The sequence below is a fragment of the Citrobacter sp. Cpo061 genome, assembly GCF_030332845.1.
GTDB lineage: Bacteria > Pseudomonadota > Gammaproteobacteria > Enterobacterales > Enterobacteriaceae > Citrobacter > Citrobacter portucalensis.
The window spans coordinates 257,962-275,390 of record NZ_JAOWHB010000053.1 but is presented as its reverse complement, the minus strand read 5'-3'; the positions used below and the strand labels follow the sequence as shown (position 1 = coordinate 275,390).

17 protein-coding genes and 1 pseudogene are annotated in these 17,429 nt (G+C 53.3%); 6 read left to right on the top strand and 12 right to left on the bottom strand.

The genetic code is table 11. The features are described from left to right. Window positions 1-3 precede the first annotated feature (3 nt). From yggU to OGX97_RS19925, 3 genes are read right to left on the bottom strand one after another with little or no spacing between them, the layout of a single operon-like run. Entirely contained in the window at window positions 4-294 is a 291-nt protein-coding gene (yggU, locus tag OGX97_RS19935; RefSeq protein WP_003027101.1) for a DUF167 family protein YggU, read from the bottom strand. Beyond that, the gene (locus OGX97_RS19930; protein WP_003825417.1) at window positions 291-857 is read right to left on the bottom strand and encodes a YggT family protein; all 567 of its coding nucleotides are present in this window, start codon (window positions 855-857) and stop codon (window positions 291-293) included. Before OGX97_RS19930 ends, yggU begins: the two co-directional genes overlap by 4 nt. A gap of 18 nt (window positions 858-875) precedes the next feature. Next, window positions 876-1,580: a YggS family pyridoxal phosphate-dependent enzyme gene (locus OGX97_RS19925; RefSeq protein ID WP_149281254.1), complete on the bottom strand. Its 705-nt coding sequence runs from the start codon at window positions 1,578-1,580 to the stop codon at window positions 876-878. Between the two features lie 17 nt (window positions 1,581-1,597). Between OGX97_RS19925 and OGX97_RS19920 the strand changes: the two genes are divergently transcribed. Continuing rightward, window positions 1,598-2,578, top strand: a complete 981-nt coding sequence (locus tag OGX97_RS19920) for a type IV pilus twitching motility protein PilT (protein WP_048236732.1) — start codon at window positions 1,598-1,600, stop codon at window positions 2,576-2,578. On the opposite strand, the gene ruvX is transcribed toward OGX97_RS19920, so the two are convergent. From ruvX to metK, 8 genes are all read right to left on the bottom strand, one after another. Further along, window positions 2,575-2,991, bottom strand: coding sequence for a Holliday junction resolvase RuvX (ruvX, locus tag OGX97_RS19915; RefSeq protein WP_008785771.1), 417 nt, complete (start codon window positions 2,989-2,991; stop codon window positions 2,575-2,577). The genes OGX97_RS19920 and ruvX overlap by 4 nt on opposite strands. After that, window positions 2,991-3,554, bottom strand: coding sequence for a YqgE/AlgH family protein (locus OGX97_RS19910; protein ID WP_003027086.1), 564 nt, complete (start codon window positions 3,552-3,554; stop codon window positions 2,991-2,993). Before OGX97_RS19910 ends, ruvX begins: the two co-directional genes overlap by 1 nt. Window positions 3,555-3,730: 176 nt before the next feature. Beyond that, a complete protein-coding gene (gene gshB / locus OGX97_RS19905; protein ID WP_003027083.1) occupies window positions 3,731-4,678 on the bottom strand; it encodes a glutathione synthase in 948 nt (315 codons plus the stop codon). A gap of 19 nt (window positions 4,679-4,697) precedes the next feature. Then, window positions 4,698-5,429 (bottom strand): 16S rRNA (uracil(1498)-N(3))-methyltransferase, encoded by a 732-nt coding sequence (gene rsmE / locus OGX97_RS19900; protein ID WP_235126825.1) that lies wholly within the window; start codon window positions 5,427-5,429, stop codon window positions 4,698-4,700. A gap of 74 nt (window positions 5,430-5,503) precedes the next feature. Next, entirely contained in the window at window positions 5,504-6,211 is a 708-nt protein-coding gene (endA, locus tag OGX97_RS19895) for a deoxyribonuclease I (RefSeq protein ID WP_008785767.1), read from the bottom strand. 94 nt (window positions 6,212-6,305) lie between these two features. Then, window positions 6,306-6,803 carry a SprT family zinc-dependent metalloprotease gene (locus OGX97_RS19890; RefSeq protein WP_003825440.1) on the bottom strand — a complete coding sequence of 166 codons (498 nt, stop codon included), beginning with the start codon at window positions 6,801-6,803 and terminating at the stop codon, window positions 6,306-6,308. A 76-nt stretch (window positions 6,804-6,879) separates the two neighbouring features. Further along, window positions 6,880-8,274 carry a galactose/proton symporter gene (galP, locus tag OGX97_RS19885; protein ID WP_008785766.1) on the bottom strand — a complete coding sequence of 465 codons (1,395 nt, stop codon included), beginning with the start codon at window positions 8,272-8,274 and terminating at the stop codon, window positions 6,880-6,882. Window positions 8,275-8,672: 398 nt separating this feature from the next. Then, on the bottom strand, window positions 8,673-9,827 hold the full coding sequence (metK, locus tag OGX97_RS19880; protein ID WP_020996311.1) for a methionine adenosyltransferase: 1,155 nt from the start codon (window positions 9,825-9,827) through the stop codon (window positions 8,673-8,675). A gap of 540 nt (window positions 9,828-10,367) precedes the next feature. Between metK and OGX97_RS19875 the strand changes: the two are divergent. From OGX97_RS19875 to speB, 4 genes and pseudogenes are all read left to right on the top strand, one after another. Beyond that, a pseudogene (locus OGX97_RS19875) lies at window positions 10,368-10,469 on the top strand (hypothetical protein); the annotation flags it as partial. A gap of 258 nt (window positions 10,470-10,727) precedes the next feature. After that, window positions 10,728-10,874, top strand: a complete 147-nt coding sequence (gene yqgB / locus OGX97_RS19870; protein ID WP_071692618.1) for an acid stress response protein YqgB — start codon at window positions 10,728-10,730, stop codon at window positions 10,872-10,874. Then, a complete protein-coding gene (speA, locus tag OGX97_RS19865; protein WP_020996310.1) occupies window positions 10,867-12,843 on the top strand; it encodes a biosynthetic arginine decarboxylase in 1,977 nt (658 codons plus the stop codon). The genes yqgB and speA overlap by 8 nt, the downstream gene beginning before the upstream one ends. A gap of 207 nt (window positions 12,844-13,050) precedes the next feature. After that, window positions 13,051-13,971, top strand: a complete 921-nt coding sequence (gene speB, locus OGX97_RS19860) for an agmatinase (RefSeq protein ID WP_003027056.1) — start codon at window positions 13,051-13,053, stop codon at window positions 13,969-13,971. Window positions 13,972-14,070: 99 nt separating this feature from the next. On the opposite strand, the gene OGX97_RS19855 is transcribed toward speB, so the two are convergent. Continuing rightward, window positions 14,071-14,829: a M48 family metallopeptidase gene (locus tag OGX97_RS19855; protein WP_032944921.1), complete on the bottom strand. Its 759-nt coding sequence runs from the start codon at window positions 14,827-14,829 to the stop codon at window positions 14,071-14,073. Window positions 14,830-15,108: 279 nt separating this feature from the next. Here OGX97_RS19855 and tkt point away from each other — a divergent pair, with 279 nt between their 5' ends. Next, window positions 15,109-17,100: a transketolase gene (gene tkt / locus OGX97_RS19850; RefSeq protein ID WP_048215577.1), complete on the top strand. Its 1,992-nt coding sequence runs from the start codon at window positions 15,109-15,111 to the stop codon at window positions 17,098-17,100. Window positions 17,101-17,429: the final 329 nt, after the last annotated feature.

Here is a 17,429-nt window from a genome sequence, read left to right as displayed (position 1 = left end):
TACCTAATCAGTTAACGCCGCAATTTCGGGCGGGATCTGTTGCGGATGAATGATTTTAACCTGTTTGTGACGACCAAGCTCGCCCTTCTCAATGACGACCTGGCTTTTTGCCACACGGAACTGTTTGCCGAGAAACTTCACCAGATGGCTATTGGCCTGGCCATCAACCGGTGGGGCGGTAATGGCGACTTTAACTTCGTCGCCATGTAAACCCACAATACTGTCACGGCTGGCTTTAGGCTGAATATAGAGCCGTAAAACCAGACCGTCGTCGCAGGGTGTAACGGCACTCATAGCGCCATCCACAGCCCCGGCAGCAGCATGTTGCCTGTCGCCTGTAACACTTCCGCGATGCCCATGTTAATAACGTAGAGCAGCAGAACCAGAATCATTGGGGAGAAATCGATCCCGCCCATGCCTGGAAGTATGCGACGGATAGGACGCAGCAGCGGATCTGCCAGTTGAATCAGCACGTACTCTACAGGACTGCGGCCCTGGCTGACCCAGCTCATAATTGCCATCACCAGCAGCACCCAGAAAATCAACAGCCCGATAGTCTTCAGGACAATCAGTACGGCGGCGATCCAGATGATCGGCTGGAACGTGACCACCTTAAACAGCACGATTGCTTTGATAAAGCTGAGAACGAGCGCAACTAATGCCGATGCGCTGTCGATCGGCCCCATCGGGGGAATAATGCGGCGTAACGGCCCAATGATGGGCTGAGTGATTTTCACTATAAACTGCGAGAACGGGTTGTAAAAATCGCAGCGAGACCATTGCATCCACACGCGCAGCAGCAGCGCCATGGTATACAGCTCAATTACCGTTGAGAGCAGGAAGGTCAACGTATTCATGGTGTTCCTTAGTTTTCCTTATTTTTTAGTGTAATCACGAGCACCAAAAATGGCAGTGCCAATGCGCACCATCGTGCTACCCGCCGCGATGGCGGCATCCATATCATCAGACATTCCCAGTGAGAGAGTGTCGATGCCTGGGTAGCGTGTTTTCAACCCGGCAAATGCTACCGCCATTTGCTGTGCAACTTCAAACTGCCTTACATAATCTGACTCTGGAGCCGGAATCGCCATCAGACCACGCAGGGTAATGCGCGGCAGTGCAGCGACGTCAGCGGCCAGTGCATCAAGCTCTGCCAGCGGAATTCCTGACTTACTGTTCTCATCGCTGATATTAATTTGAATCAGTACATTGAGCGGCGGCAGTTCCGCCGGGCGCTGTTCGCTCAGACGGGCAGCGATACGCAGGCGGTCGATCGTATGGCACCAGTCAAAGTGCTCAGCGACCAGACGACTTTTGTTGGACTGCAGCGGGCCGATAAAGTGCCACTGCAGATCGTTGACGCCTTTTTCCTGGAAGTAGCGGATTTTATCCACCCCTTCCTGCACATAGTTTTCACCGAAGGCACGCTGCCCTGCGGTAATGGCTTCTTCGATGGCGCTCGCAGGTTTGGTTTTACTGACTGCAAGCAACGTAACTTCTTCTGAAGACCGCCCGCAACGCGTCGCGGCGGCTGAGATTTTGTCCCGGACATGTGCCAGGTTATGCGCGATATCGTTCATTTTCCGAGGATGTTCATATGAATATGGAAGAAATAGTGGCCCTTAGTGTAAAGCATAACGTGTCGGATCTACACCTGTGCAATGCATGGCCTGCGCGCTGGCGCATACGTGGAAAAGTCGAAATCGCACCCTTTACTACGCCTGACGTGGAGAATCTGCTGATGTGCTGGCTCAGTGAGCAACAACAGGTACAGTGGCAGGAACAGGGGCAGATTGATTTTGCTATTGCGCTGGCCGGTTCCCAGCGGCTGCGCGCCAGTGCTTTTGTTCATCAACAGGGAACCTCACTGGCGCTAAGATTGCTCCCGCTTGATTGTCCATGTTTAGACGATCTCCAGACCCCTGACGTCATACCTGAACTGCTGCGCAGTGAAAATGGGTTAATTCTGGTGACAGGCGCTACCGGTAGCGGTAAATCAACGACCCTGGCGGCGATGGTAGAGTACCTTAATCAGCATGTTGCGGGGCATATTCTGACGCTGGAAGACCCGATTGAATATCGCTACACCAGCCAGCGTTGTCTTATTCAACAACGGGAGGTGGGCGTACACTGCGCTTCTTTTGCCGCCGGTTTACGCGGCGCGCTGCGTGAAGATCCCGACGTCATTTTGCTGGGCGAACTGCGCGACGCGGAAACCATTCGTCTGGCATTAACGGCAGCGGAAACCGGGCATCTGGTGCTGGCAACGTTACATACGCGAGGGGCGGCACAGGCCATCGCGCGGCTGGTGGACACCTTTTCGGCAACAGAGAAGGATCCGGTGCGTAACCAGTTAGCAGACAGCCTGCGGGCGGTACTTTCGCAAAAGCTGGAGGAAGATAAGCTGGGAGGACGCGTGGCGCTATTTGAGCTGCTCGTCAACACGCCAGCCGTGGGCAATTTGATTCGTGAAGGGAAAACGCATCAGCTGCCCGGCGTAATTCAAACCGGGCAACAGACAGGTATGCAGACATTTGCACAAAGTCAGCAGCAGCGTCAGGCGCAGGGACGGATTTAGTAACCCTGCTCGAAATAGCTTTCGAGGATGACCACGGCAGAAGCGGAATCTACTTTGCCTTTATTCAACGCCCGATAACCGCCTTGTTCAAACAGGCCAGAGCGGGCTTCGACGGTACTCAAGCGTTCATCGTGCAGCGTTACGGTTACGCCAAAGCGACCGTGAATACGGTTAGCGAACTTACGTGCGCGCGCGGTAAGGGGCTGTTCGGTGCCATCCATGTTGAGTGGTAGGCCGACAATGATTTCATCCGGCTGCCATTCTTTCAGCAGGCGTTCAATCAAACTCCAGTCTGGCGTACCGTCCTGCGCCTTAATGGCGGGCAACGGTCTGGCCGTACCGGTAATGCGCTGACCAACAGCAACACCAATACTTTTCGTACCAAAATCAAAAGAGAGTAATGTTCCGCTCATCAGGCATGTCCCGCCACGCCTGGCATGGTCTGAATATCTATCCCGATAAGCTTCGCCGCATCGCGCCAGCGGTCGGCAATCGGCGTTTTGAATAAGATGTTGAGGTCTGCGGGCGCCGTGAGCCAGGCGTTATCCAGTAGCTCTTGTTCCAGTTGACCTTTTTCCCATGATGAATAACCCAGCGCAACCAGCACTTCGGACGGTTGTTCTTGTGTGCCCAGGGTTTCTAGTACATCGCGGGAGGTGGTGATGATGGTGTTATCTGAAATGCGGATACTGGATGCAAAACGTGACGGCGGGGTATGCAGAATAAATCCACGGTCTTCCGCCAGCGGGCCGCCGAGCATCACTGGTTTATCCAGACGAATGGCCGGATCGCGTTCTTCTGGGGTAATCTTCAGCTTTTCCAGAATCCCTTCAATTTGTAAGTTTTCCAGAGGCTTATTAACGATAATCCCCATTGCTCCGTTCTCATTATGTTCACAGATGTACACCACGGAACGGCGGAAAATCGGATCCTGGAGAGCAGGCATGGCAATCAGAAAGTGATGCTGTAAATTCATTGTCAGAGGTTCTGTTTCCTGGTTCAAAAAAGCAACAGAGCCCAGTATGTGGGCAAAGCTCGAAGATGTCACCCTCTGAAGATAGCATTGCCGGATGACGGCTTCGCCTAATCCGGTCTGCGGGGTGCAATTTCAGGCCGGATAAGACGCGATGGCGTCGCTATCCGGCAACGTATTTACTTCTGCAAACGCGCCTCAATGGCATCCATCAGCATACCGGTAATCGAAACCGGGAACTCCGCTTCGATTTCACGAATACAGGTTGGGCTGGTAACGTTAATTTCCGTCAGACGATCGCCAATGATATCCAGACCGACAAAAATCAAACCTTTCGCTTTCAGCGTTGGCCCAATGCGACGTGCAATTTCCCAGTCGCTGTCGGTCAAAGGACGCGGCTCGCCACGACCGCCAGCGGCCAGGTTGCCACGGGTTTCGCCGCCCTGCGGAATACGCGCCAGGCAATAAGGAACGGGTTCGCCATCGACCACCAGGACGCGTTTATCGCCATCTTTAATTGCTGGCAGATAGTTCTGCGCCATGCAGTAGCGGGTACCGTGCTCGGTCAGCGTTTCAGCAATGACGCCAAGGTTCGGGTCGCCTTCCTTCACACGGAAAATAGATGCGCCGCCCATACCATCCAGCGGTTTGAGAATGATGTCGCTGTGTTTTTGCCAGAAGGCTTTCAGCTGCGCTTTGTTACGCGTGACCAGCGTTTCCGGCGTCAGGTCGGCAAACCATGCGGTGAACAGCTTTTCGTTGCAGTCGCGCAGGCTCTGCGGTTTGTTGACGATCAGCGTCCCTTTTTCTTCTGCACGTTCCAGAATATAGGTAGCGTAGATGAACTCGGTATCAAACGGCGGATCCTTACGCATCAGAATAACGTCCAGGTCTGCCAGCGGGAGATCCTGCTCGCTCTTGAACTCATACCATTTGTCGTAGTTCTGCTCTACGCTCAGGGTACGCGTATGGGCGCGGGCTTCACCGTTGATCAGATAAAGATCGGCCATCTCCATATAATGAATTTCGTAACCGCGACGTTGCGCTTCCAGCAGCATAGCGAAGCTGGAATCTTTCTTGATGTTGATGCTTGCGATGGGATCCATCACGATGCCGAGCTTGATCATTTTCTTCTCCGTTTATGCCTTAGCCCAGATCGCCAAAACGCACCTGTAGCGCAGTAATGGCGGTGAGCGCGGTTGTCTCAGTACGCAGAACGCGAGGTCCTAACAGAATATCAGTAAACTGATAACGTGCGGTCATGGCAATTTCATCTGCCGACAACCCGCCTTCCGGGCCAATCAGCAAGCGGATGCGCTCCACCGGCAGCGGCAGCGTATTGATGCTGGCGCTGGCGCGCGGATGCAGGTTCAGTTTCAGACCTTCGTCCTGTTCCGCGCACCATGCTTCCAAATCCATTGCCGGGCGAATTTCGGGCACCCGGTTACGACCGCACTGTTCGCAGGCGGCAATGGCGATTTTCTGCCACTGCTGGAGCTTCTTGTTCAGGCGTTCACTGTCCAGTTTAACGCCGCAGCGCTCAGAAAAAAGTGGCGTAATGAGGCTTACACCCAGTTCGATCGATTTCTGGATAGTGAATTCCATTTTTTCACCGCGCGACATCACCTGACCCAGGTGGATGTGCAACGGCGACTCACGATCGTCGAGTTCAGCGTTAAGTACCTTCACATCCACGCTTTTTTTACTGGCGTGGGTGATTTCAGCGTCGAATACCTGATTGCTGCCATCAAACAGCAGTAGCGCCTGGCCCGGTCCCATACGCAGCACGCGGCCGATATGGTTGGCTGCATCTTCACACAGTGAAATTTGGCTGCCGGAAGTGATTGGCTCAGGGTGATAAATGCGAGGAATGCGCATAGTTAAACATCCGCGTCATGGCCCTGGGCTACGAAAGGCCAGGGCATGGTTAAAAATATTGACGCTAGTGTAGGTTAGCTCTTTTGCGCCTGGCAAGCGCGTTGCACATATGGGTTATGGTTCCCCTGTACCTTTGCAATGCGTTCGTCGCGCTCACACTCCCAGTCGGTGACCGGATATTGCTTATTCCAGGCGTTAAAAAGCTGAGTTTGCTGGCGGGAGAGCGTTAGATCGTACTGGTCGCGCATGTAAAAATAGGTACGAGCAATGGCACCGCGGGCGCGGGCCGGCGGCTCGGCAACTTTCTCTTTGAAGTCGACCTTCATGGCGCATTGCCCATACTGACCCTCGCCACCGTTCCACTGGCTGTACATGAAGTTAGCGCGATCGCCATTTACCTCACCCACCGCAGGTTGCAGGTTATGCATGTCGCTTTCCATTTTGCGATAGACCGGATCTTTGGCGCAGTTTTTACGCCCTCCGTCCTGCCAGCACTGACGCTGATGACCAAATTGCCAGGCGGGGACAACGTGCTCCCATTCAATTCGACTGGCGCGGTTTTCATTTTTTCGCACTTTATAGCCGCAGGATTCGAGGTCAACGACCCCTTTTTTGCCTTGCCAGTTAATTTTACAACCGCAGTAGAAATCGCCCGGTGCATCGGCGTTAACCTTGACGCCTGCTGCTTTTGCCTGAGAAAAACTGTTGATGCCTTCGGCTAAAACCGGGCCTGAAAACGCAGCGGCTAACAGGGCCGCAGCAAAAGAAAAATGACGGTACATCACAAACTCCGTGTCAAAACGAGCCCGCAACGTAGCGAAAGTTATTCCAGTATGCAATCAGTTAGGTCAGAAAAGTTCCTGATAATTCTGAAGATTATTCTGCAACCAGCGGTTCGCCGCAGTGAACACAGCGGTAGGTGGCCTCACCGCGCACAACGCGGTTATGGCGGCGGACGGTCAGTTGGTGCTCCTGACACTTACAGCGGTAAGTAAAAGTCTTGCGCTGCACCGATTGCAGTTCAAACTGATGCGTGCGCCGGGCCGGTACGCCCAGAACGCTTTCCATCATCCATTTCCATTCTTTCCCGTGTGGCGGCACGCGCCCAAAGTGTTTCCACACCAGTAAATGCGCCAGTTCATGGGGCACAACTTCGTTAATGAATGCGTCGACGTTTTCCATCAGCAGGACGGGATTAAGGCGAATTTCATAGGTTTGTAGCCACGCAGTGCCGGCGGCGGTGCCGCGCTGTTGGTAAACCAGCTTTGGCTCCGGATATTGGCGTTCGAGCTTGAGATTGGCCTGGGCGAGTTTTTCCCGCAGGCTACGCATAACGGCTTGTTGGATGGCGATAGGGAGACGGGAGGTTTTCATAACGCCAGAGGATAGTGCGACAGGGAAGGGACTGCAAGAGGAAGGCTTCCTCCTCTGGGGAGGAAGCCTTTGGTGATTAGTCGTGTGCGCCAATTTCGCGCAGTTTACGACCCTTCATCAGGTTACGCTCAATGTGTTCCAGAGAGACGTTTTTAGTTTCAGGGATCAGCCACAGAGTCAGGAAGATGAACAGTACGTTCAGGCCGCCGTAGACCCAGAAGGTGTTGGCGCTGCCCAGCGAGTTCAGCATCGTCAGGAAGGTTGCGCCGACGATCATGTTGGCAATCCAGTTGGTTGCAGTAGAGCAGGTGATGCCGAAATCGCGGCCTTTCAGCGGCTGGATTTCAGAGCACAGTACCCAAATCAGCGGACCGGCGCTCATCGCAAAGCCAACGATAAACATCAGCAGCATCAGTACTGCGAAGTATTGTGCGGATGCCGAGTGAATACCCACGTGCATCATTGTACCCAGCACGCCCATACCAACAGCCATCACGATAAAGCCAAGAATCAGCGTAGGCTTGCGGCCCCAACGGTCAACCAGGCCAATGGCGATAAAGGTTGCCAGCACGTTGGTCAGACCGACGATAACAGTCCCCCACATCTGCTCGGTGGTGTTGGTGTAGCCCGCCAGCTCAAAGATTTTCGGTGCGTAATACATGATGACGTTCATCCCGGTGAACTGCTGCATCACCTGTAACAGAACGCCAAGGAATACCGCGCGACGGAAGTTGCTGTTTTCTTTAAACAGCGCCCAGCCGCTCTGCTTCACCTGCAGACTTTCACGGATTTCATCCAGCTCGCGTTTGGCTTCTGCGCTGGTGTCACGCAGACGCAACAGGACGCGTTCAGCATCAACAAAACGACGTTTAGCTGCAAACCAACGTGGGCTGTCCGGCAGGAAGATAACGCCAACCAGCAGCAGCAGGGCAGGGATGATGATTACACCCAGCATCCAGCGCCATGCGCCGCTGTAGCTAAACGCTGTATCGGAAAGATACGCGCCCAAAATACCGATGGTGATCATCAGCTGATACATGGAGATCATGCTGCCACGAATCTTTTCCGGGGCAATTTCAGACAGGTACAGTGGCGCGGTATAAGACGCAACGCCTACAGCCAGGCCGAGCAGCACGCGGGAAACCAGCAGGACTTCAACGTTTGGTGCAGCGGCGGAGAACAGTGAACCCGCAACAAACAAGATCGCACCGATCATCAGGCTTTTTTTGCGTCCCAGTTTGAAGGATAGCCAACCGCTGCCGACAGCACCTACCGCCGCACCAAACATCATGGAGCTCACCACCCATTCCTGAGTGTGCGGGGTAATTTGAAACTCGTCGGTGATGAACGGTAAAGCACCGGCAATAACACCGATATCCAGGCCAAAAAGTAATCCAGCCAGGGCTGCCAGAAAGCAGACAAAAAATGTCATGGCTTTGTTGGAACGCCCCGTTTTTTTATTGTCAGGCATGATGCCCTCCGGTTGGGTAGCTAGTTTTGTTGATGTTAAGGGTAGGTGAGTACGGGGTAAAAAAATGCGAATCACATCACATTAGTGTAATCGCTTACACTGCCATTCATGCTAGTTATTGGTTAATTCATTGAAAGTTAACATTATTTATTGGGATTAAATAATGTTGATCGTCTGAATTTAAGACAATGATGAAATATAATGTAACAGTGATGCAAGTATGCTGGCTAAGAGATGTTAATTCAAGGTAGAGGGAAATATGGTGTGATGTAATCGCTTTCATTTTCATTTAAAGCAATAGTAATCAGCGCGGTTTGGTGATGGATGTGGGAGAGGAAATAGGTATAAAAAAAGACCAGCGTGAGGCTGGTCTTCATAAGCGTTAAGTCTGGTTTAAATTACTTCAGACCGGCAGCGTCGCGCAGCAACTGTGCTTTGTCGGTTTTTTCCCATGGGAAATGTTCGCGACCAAAGTGACCGTAAGCAGCGGTTTCTTTGTAAATCGGGTGCAGCAGATCCAGCATCTGAATCAGGCCATACGGGCGCAGGTCGAAGAACTCACGCACCAGAAGAGTCAGCTGCTCTGAAGGCACTTTTTCAGTACCGAACGTTTCCACCATGATAGATGTCGGTTCTGCCACGCCGATTGCGTAGGAAACCTGAATCTCACAACGGTCAGCCAGGCCTGCGGCAACGATGTTTTTCGCTACGTAACGGGCTGCATAGGCTGCGGAACGGTCAACTTTAGACGGATCTTTGCCAGAGAATGCACCGCCGCCGTGACGCGCCATGCCGCCGTAGGTATCAACGATGATTTTACGACCGGTCAGACCGCAGTCGCCCATCGGGCCGCCGATAACGAAACGACCAGTTGGGTTGATGAAGAATTTGGTCGAAGCGGTCAGCCATTCAGTCGGCAGTACCGGCTTGATGATCTCTTCCATAACGGCTTCTTGCAGCGATTTCTGGTCGATATCTTCAGAGTGCTGAGTAGACAGAACAACCGCATCAATACCGACGATTTTGCCGTCGTCATACTGGAAGGTTACCTGGCTTTTGGCATCCGGACGCAGCCAGGATAAGGTGCCGTTTTTACGCACTTCAGCCTGACGCTGCACCAGACGGTGAGCATAGGTAATAGGTGCTGGCATCAGCACGTCGGTTTCGTTGGTTGCATAACCAAACATCAGGCCCTGGTCGCCTGCGCCCTGTTCCAGCGGATCGGCACGGTCAACACCCTGGTTGATGTCCGGAGACTGTTTACCAATCGCGCTCAGTACCGCGCAAGAATTGGCGTCAAAGCCCATGTCGGAATGCACATAGCCAATTTCGCGAACCGTGTTACGGGTGATCTCTTCGATATCAACCCATGCGCTGGTGGTGATCTCACCGCCAACTAAAACCATACCGGTTTTGACGTAGGTTTCGCAGGCAACGCGTGCTTTTGGATCCTGTTCCAGGATTGCATCCAGCACAGCATCAGAGATTTGGTCAGCGATTTTGTCAGGATGCCCTTCTGATACGGACTCGGACGTAAAAAGGTGTTTTGCCATATTTAATTTCACCTAAGGAGAATTTGGTTAGCTCAAACTGTCGAGTGGAATAGCCATGTGTAGAAGATTCTACCATGAGTCTGCAGATGACGAACACTGGCAGTCTGAGTGTTAATCGGTATAGATGGATTAACATCTGGACGGCTATTTTAGGACAGTTCTTCGCCTGATTTCCAGTTTTTTTTGATTGAGGTCGCATTGTACTGAAAATGTAACTGGAAATTTTTCCTGACGGTGCTGGCAATGTGCATATTTATCTTTTGCTTTTTGACTTTCTTATCGGTATAAAACGCGGCGCGCGGCTCATATCCGTCATACTTCAAGTTGCATGTGCGTTGGCTTCCTCGCTCGCCCCAGTCACTTACTCATGTAAGCTCCCGGGGACTCTCTGCGTTGCCGCCTTCCCGCAACTCGAATTATTTAGGATAGACAAAAGCACACGACGTTTTCATCGTGTTGCCACTTCCAGCCGGGTTAAAACTTTAGCTTTGGCTTGTGGGTTCGTTCCATAAGGAGCAACCGTGGAGGTGATACGAGATAATGAACCGTTGTATTCTGCAGAATCTGTCGCACCGTTCTGGTGTACATATGTCCCCCGCAATCTGCATCTCTGCTTTGCATACCTGTCGATGTTATATACACAAAATCATTTATGCTGCGTCGAGGCGGCAAGTGAATGAGTCCCCTGAACGTACGAGTAGTACGTGACTGGGGCGAATGAGCGTAGCCAACAAAGTGGCTGCATGAAGGATGAAGTGTATACCCATCTCGGCGTATCTCAGGACTCAAGAGCCGGTAACGGTCACTAAGAACTGAACAAGGGCGCTCTTGGTAAACAAGAGTTTTCTCGTGGTTTCGCCGAACCGTCAGCATTAAGTTCGGTTACGTGTTTACATTGATATGAAAAAGAAACCGGTCGCACAGTCGGAGCGACAGCACTATCTGCTGCAAATTCTGCCTGTATTTGGGTTGTTATCGCGTCTTCGGATTGCGATAGTAGTCAACTGTTTTACACTTGTTAATAAAATTGAGGTTCGCTATGTCTGACGACATTTCTTTGGGTTCGCCTTCGTCAGCAGGCGAACACGGTGTACTACGCTCCATGCAGGAGGTTGCAATGAGTTCCCAGGAAGCCAGCAAGATGCTGCGTACTTACAATATTGCCTGGTGGGGTAATAACTACTACGACGTCAATGAACTGGGTCACATCAGCGTGTGCCCGGATCCGGACGTACCCGAAGCGCGCGTTGACCTTGCTGAGTTGGTGAAAGCCCGTGAAGCGCAGGGCCAGCGTTTGCCTGCATTGTTCTGCTTCCCGCAGATCCTGCAACACCGTCTGCGTTCGATTAACGCCGCGTTTAAACGTGCCCGTGAATCTTACGGTTACAACGGTGACTATTTCCTCGTTTACCCGATCAAGGTCAACCAGCACCGCCGCGTGATTGAATCGCTGATCCACTCCGGCGAACCGCTGGGACTGGAAGCGGGTTCCAAAGCTGAACTGATGGCCGTTCTGGCTCATGCCGGAATGACCCGTAGCGTGATCGTGTGTAACGGTTATAAAGACCGCGAATATATCCGTCTGGCGCTGATTGGCGAGAAGATGGGCCATAAGGTCTATCTGGTCATCGAGAAGATGTCTGAAATTGCAATCGTGCTGGATGAAGCTGAACGCCTGAATGTCGTTCCGCGTCTGGGCGTGCGTGCGCGTCTGGCGTCGCAGGGCTCTGGCAAGTGGCAGTCCTCCGGCGGGGAAAAATCAAAATTCGGCCTGGCGGCAAACCAGGTGCTGCAGCTGGTCGAAATTCTGCGCGAGCGCGGTCGTCTGGACAGCATTCAGTTGCTGCACTTCCACCTTGGCTCGCAGATGGCGAACATTCGTGATATCGCCACCGGCGTACGTGAATCGGCGCGTTTCTACGTTGAGCTGCACAAGCTTGGCGTCAATATCCAGTGCTTCGACGTGGGCGGTGGTCTGGGCGTGGATTACGAAGGTACCCGTTCGCAGTCTGACTGTTCCGTAAACTACGGCCTGAACGAATACGCCAACAACATCATCTGGGCTATTGGCGACGCCTGTGAAGAACACGGTCTGCCACATCCGACGGTAATCACCGAGTCTGGCCGCGCGGTTACCGCGCACCATACCGTGCTGGTATCTAACATTATCGGCGTTGAGCGTAGCGAAATTACCGAAGCGACGCCTCCGGCAGACAACGCGCCGCGTTCCCTGCAAAGCATGTGGGAAACCTGGCAAGAGATGCACGAGCCGGGCACGCGCCGTTCGCTGCGTGAATGGCTGCACGACAGCCAGATGGATCTGCACGATATTCACGTTGGTTACTCTTCAGGTACTTTTAGCCTGCAAGAGCGCGCGTGGGCTGAGCAGCTTTATCTGAACATGTGCCATGAAGTGCAGAAACAGCTCGACCCGAGCAACCGCGCGCATCGCCCGATTATCGACGAGCTGCAGGAGCGTATGGCGGATAAGATTTACGTCAACTTCTCGCTGTTCCAGTCGATGCCGGATGCGTGGGGGATCGATCAGCTGTTCCCGGTAATGCCGCTGGAAGGACTGAATCAGGTACCTGAGCGCCGCGCGGTGCTGTTGGATATCACCTGTGACTCTGATGGCGCGATCGACCACTACGTTGACGGTGATGGCATTGCGACCACCATGCCGATGCCGGAATATGACCCGGAGAACCCGCCGATGCTGGGCTTCTTTATGGTGGGGGCGTACCAGGAGATCCTTGGCAACATGCACAACCTGTTTGGTGATACCGAAGCGGTTGACGTGTTCGTCTTCCCTGACGGCAGCGTAGAAGTTGAGCTGTCCGACGAAGGGGATACCGTGGCGGATATGCTGCAGTACGTGCAGTTGGATCCGAACACCTTGCTGACGCAGTTCCGTGACCAGGTGAAAAACACCGATCTGGATACCGAGCTGCAGCAACAGTTCCTCGAAGAGTTTGAGGCCGGTCTGTACGGTTATACTTATCTGGAAGATGAGTAACGATAAATGCCTGCTGGCGCTACGCTTACCGGGCCTACGAAAGTAGGCCGGATAAAGCGAAGCCGCATTTGTGGCACTTACTTGAATCCGTACAAAATAACGGCGATAATTTGCCGTAAATATGCAGTTACCAAATCAATCCCTTCCTCGTCGGGCTTAACGACGCGGAGGGGATTTTTTTTCATCGATTTTTAAAGAGGTCAGTACATGAGCACCTTAGGTCATCAATACGACAACTCCCTGGTTTCTAACGCCTTTGGTTTTTTACGTCTGCCGATGAACTTCATGCCATACGACAGCGACGCCGATTGGGTGATCACCGGCGTACCGTTTGATATGGCAACGTCTGGTCGTGCGGGCGGGCGTCATGGTCCGGCGGCGATCCGTCAGGTTTCCACTAACCTGGCGTGGGAGCATAACCGCTTCCCGTGGAACTTCGATATGCGCGAGCGCCTGAACGTGGTGGACTGCGGCGATCTGGTTTATGCCTTCGGTGATGCGCGTGAAATGAGTGAAAAACTGCAGGCTCATGCTGAGAAACTGCTTTCTGCCGGTAAGCGCATGCTCTCCTTCGGCGGCGACCACTTCGTCACGCTGCCGCTGTTGCGCGCGCACGCTAAGCATTTTGGTAAAATGGCGCTGGTGCATTTTGATGCCCACACCGATACCTACGCGAACGGCTGCGAATTCGACCACGGCACCATGTTCTACACTGCGCCGAACGAAGGGCTGATCGATCCGAATCACTCTGTGCAGATTGGTATTCGTACCGAATTCGACAAAGACAACGGCTTTACCGTGCTGGATGCTTGCCAGGTGAACGATCGCAGCGTAGATGACATCATCGCCCAGGTTAAGCAGATTGTCGGTGATATGCCGGTGTATCTGACCTTTGATATCGACTGCCTGGATCCAGCATTTGCGCCGGGTACCGGTACGCCAGTGATCGGCGGTCTGACTTCTGACCGCGCGATCAAGCTGGTTCGTGGTCTGAAAGATCTGAACATCGTCGGGATGGATGTTGTTGAAGTGGCTCCGGCCTACGATCAGTCAGAGATCACCGCGCTGGCGGCGGCTACGCTGGCTCTGGAAATGCTGTACATCCAGGCAGCGAAAAAAGGCGAGTAAGTTGTTTTGCCGGATGGCGCTAACGCTTATCCGGCCTACAGCTGGTTGATGTTTGTAGGCCGGATAAGGCGTTCACGCCGCATCCGGCACGATTAACGGTTATTTGATCCCGTCTGCGCTCATGCGATCGCGAATATGTTGCGCACGTTCTGCGGATGCCGGGTGATCGTCAAACATTGAGCTTTGACGTCCAGCTTCCAGTTTGGCCAGTTTCTCAAAGCTGGTGGCTAAACCTGCCGGATTGATCCCGCGTTTGCGCAACAAATCATACGAGTAATCATCCGCCTCGGATTCCTGACGCTGGGAGAACTGCGAGTTCACCAGTTTCTCGCCAAGATCGCCCAATTGCGACTGCGACAGGCTGCCGACAATACCGCCAGCGGATGCCGCCGCTGCACGTACGGCGTTGGTACCCAGCGCAACCTGCATACCTTTTTTCACGTGACCCAGCGCGACGTGGCCCATTTCATGGCCGATCACCGCTTCGACTTCGTTGTCGGTCATCATATCCATCAGGCCGCTGTACACGCGGATACAGCCGTTTGCCATGGCAAAGGCATTCACATCTTTCGCCATATAGACTTTATAGTTCACCGGCTGACCGTTAATGTTATCGCCAAGCGCGGCGGATATTTTGCCAAGACGCGTTGCGTACTCGCTGCTGGCCGGGGCGATAGTAGCCTTGCTGTCCATATCTTTACAGGCCTGATCGCTTAGCGCTTTTACCTGAGCATCGCTCAGACTGTAGGCCTGAAAAGCCTCCGCGCCAGAAGAAAGCAGTCCGTTGGAGTCCATGTTCTGGCAGCCGGTCAATGCCGCAGCCATGCTCGTAGCAAGCAGTAAAGCGCGAATTTTCATTTTTTCTCTTCCGCACAAAGTCAGGATTATTCTAAAAATTACGTCGTTTGCAGGTGAACCGACGCTCGGCCTAAGTATAAAGAAAAGAACAATACGCGGGCGAGAAGATTGCGCAACTTGCGCGCATGATCCAGAGATTTCTGAAGCGGCAAAAGGATGCTCCATGTACATGACACGCGGCTTGGGTTACATTGTTGGCACTTTTTTCCGGCGTAGCCCAAAACGCGCTGTCGTCAAGTCGTTAAGGGCTCAGCCTTCATTATCCGATCTGGAGTCAAAATGTCCTCACGTAAAGAGCTTGCCAATGCTATTCGTGCGCTGAGCATGGACGCAGTACAGAAAGCCAAATCCGGTCACCCGGGTGCCCCGATGGGTATGGCTGACATTGCCGAAGTCCTGTGGCGTGATTTCCTGAACCACAACCCGACTAACCCGTCCTGGGCTGACCGTGACCGCTTCGTGCTGTCCAACGGCCACGGCTCCATGCTGATTTATAGCCTGCTGCACCTCACCGGCTACGATCTGCCGATGTCCGAGCTGCAGAACTTCCGTCAGCTGCACTCCAAAACTCCGGGTCACCCGGAAGTGGGTTACACCGCGGGTGTTGAAACCACTACAGGTCCTCTGGGTCAGGGCATTGCGAATGCAGTGGGTATGGCTATCGCTGAAAAAACGCTGGCGGCGCAGTTTAACCGTCCAGGTCACGACATCGTTGACCACTTCACCTATGCTTTCATGGGCGACGGCTGCATGATGGAAGGTATCTCTCACGAGGTATGTTCCCTGGCTGGTACGCTGAAGCTGGGTAAACTGGTTGCGTTCTACGATGACAACGGCATCTCTATCGATGGCCACGTTGAAGGCTGGTTCACCGATGACACCGCGAAGCGTTTTGAAGCTTACGGCTGGCATGTGGTTCGTGGTGTTGATGGCCACGATGCTGACGCGATTAAGCGCGCAGTTGAAGAAGCACGCGCAGTAACCGACAAACCGTCCCTGCTGATGTGCAAAACCATCATCGGTTTCGGTTCTCCGAACAAAGCGGGTACTCACGACTCTCACGGTGCGCCGCTGGGTGATGCAGAAATCGCACTGACCCGTGAACAGCTGGGCTGGAAATACGCGCCGTTCGAAATCCCGTCTGAAATCTACGCGCAGTGGGATGCGAAAGAAGCCGGTCAGGCAAAAGAAGCTGCATGGAACGAGAAGTTCGCTGCTTATGCGAAAGCCTTCCCGCAGGAAGCGGCTGAATTCACCCGTCGTATGAAAGGTGAAATGCCGTCTGACTTCGACGCCAAAGCGAACGAGTTCATTGCTAAGCTGCAGGCTAATCCGGCGAAAATCGCCAGCCGTAAAGCTTCTCAGAACGCGATTGAAGCCTTCGGACCTCTGCTGCCTGAATTCCTCGGCGGCTCCGCTGACCTGGCACCGTCTAACCTGACGCTGTGGTCTGGTTCGAAAGCGATTAACGAAGATACTGCCGGTAACTACATCCATTACGGTGTGCGTGAATTCGGTATGACCGCTATCGCGAACGGTATCTCCCTGCACGGTGGTTTCCTGCCGTACACCTCCACCTTCCTGATGTTTGTGGAATATGCCCGTAACGCGGTGCGTATGGCTGCGCTGATGAAACAGCGTCAGGTCATGGTCTACACCCACGACTCCATCGGTCTGGGCGAAGACGGCCCGACTCACCAGCCGGTAGAGCAGGTTGCTTCTCTGCGTGTGACCCCGAACATGAGCACATGGCGTCCGTGTGACCAGGTTGAATCCGCCGTTGCGTGGAAATACGGTGTTGAGCGTCAGGACGGCCCGACCGCGCTGATCCTCTCCCGCCAGAACCTGGCACAGCAGGAGCGTACCGAAGAGCAGCTGGCAAACATCGCTCGCGGTGGTTACGTGCTGAAAGACTGCGACGGTCAGCCGGAACTGATCTTCATCGCTACCGGTTCTGAAGTTGAGCTGGCTGTGGCTGCGTGGGACAAACTGACTGCCGAAGGCGTGAAGGCTCGCGTGGTTTCCATGCCGTCTACCGACGCGTTCGACAAACAGGATGCCGCTTACCGTGAGTCTGTGCTGCCGAAAGCGGTTTCCGCTCGCGTTGCAGTGGAAGCAGGTATCGCTGACTACTGGTTCAAATATGTGGGCCTGAACGGCGCAATTGTCGGTATGACCACCTTTGGTGAGTCTGCTCCGGCAGAGCTGCTGTTTGAAGAGTTCGGCTTCACCGTAGATAACGTTGTCGCGAAAGCTAAAGAACTGCTGTAATTTCGATTACAGGTGAAAACGGGTCGCTTAGGCGGCCCGTTTTTTTTGCTTTTCCGCAACGTGCCGTGCGTTGCGCATTCGCACGACGCAGTCTGCTATCCAGACCGCCTGCGGCATCATTGAATGGCTCCGGGACTCGGACCTCGCGCTGGTGATTAGATGCAGGTTAGGGGGGGTGTCTGATTTAAATCAGGGTGTGTAACACGACAATGAAATATTTTTGCTACGGTTATTCGTCATTCTGGAATATGGAATAAATTTAGCGTTGAAGGGCGTTAAAATGTGACGTAAGTCAGATAACTGTGTTCTGTTGCTGGACAATCATTCCT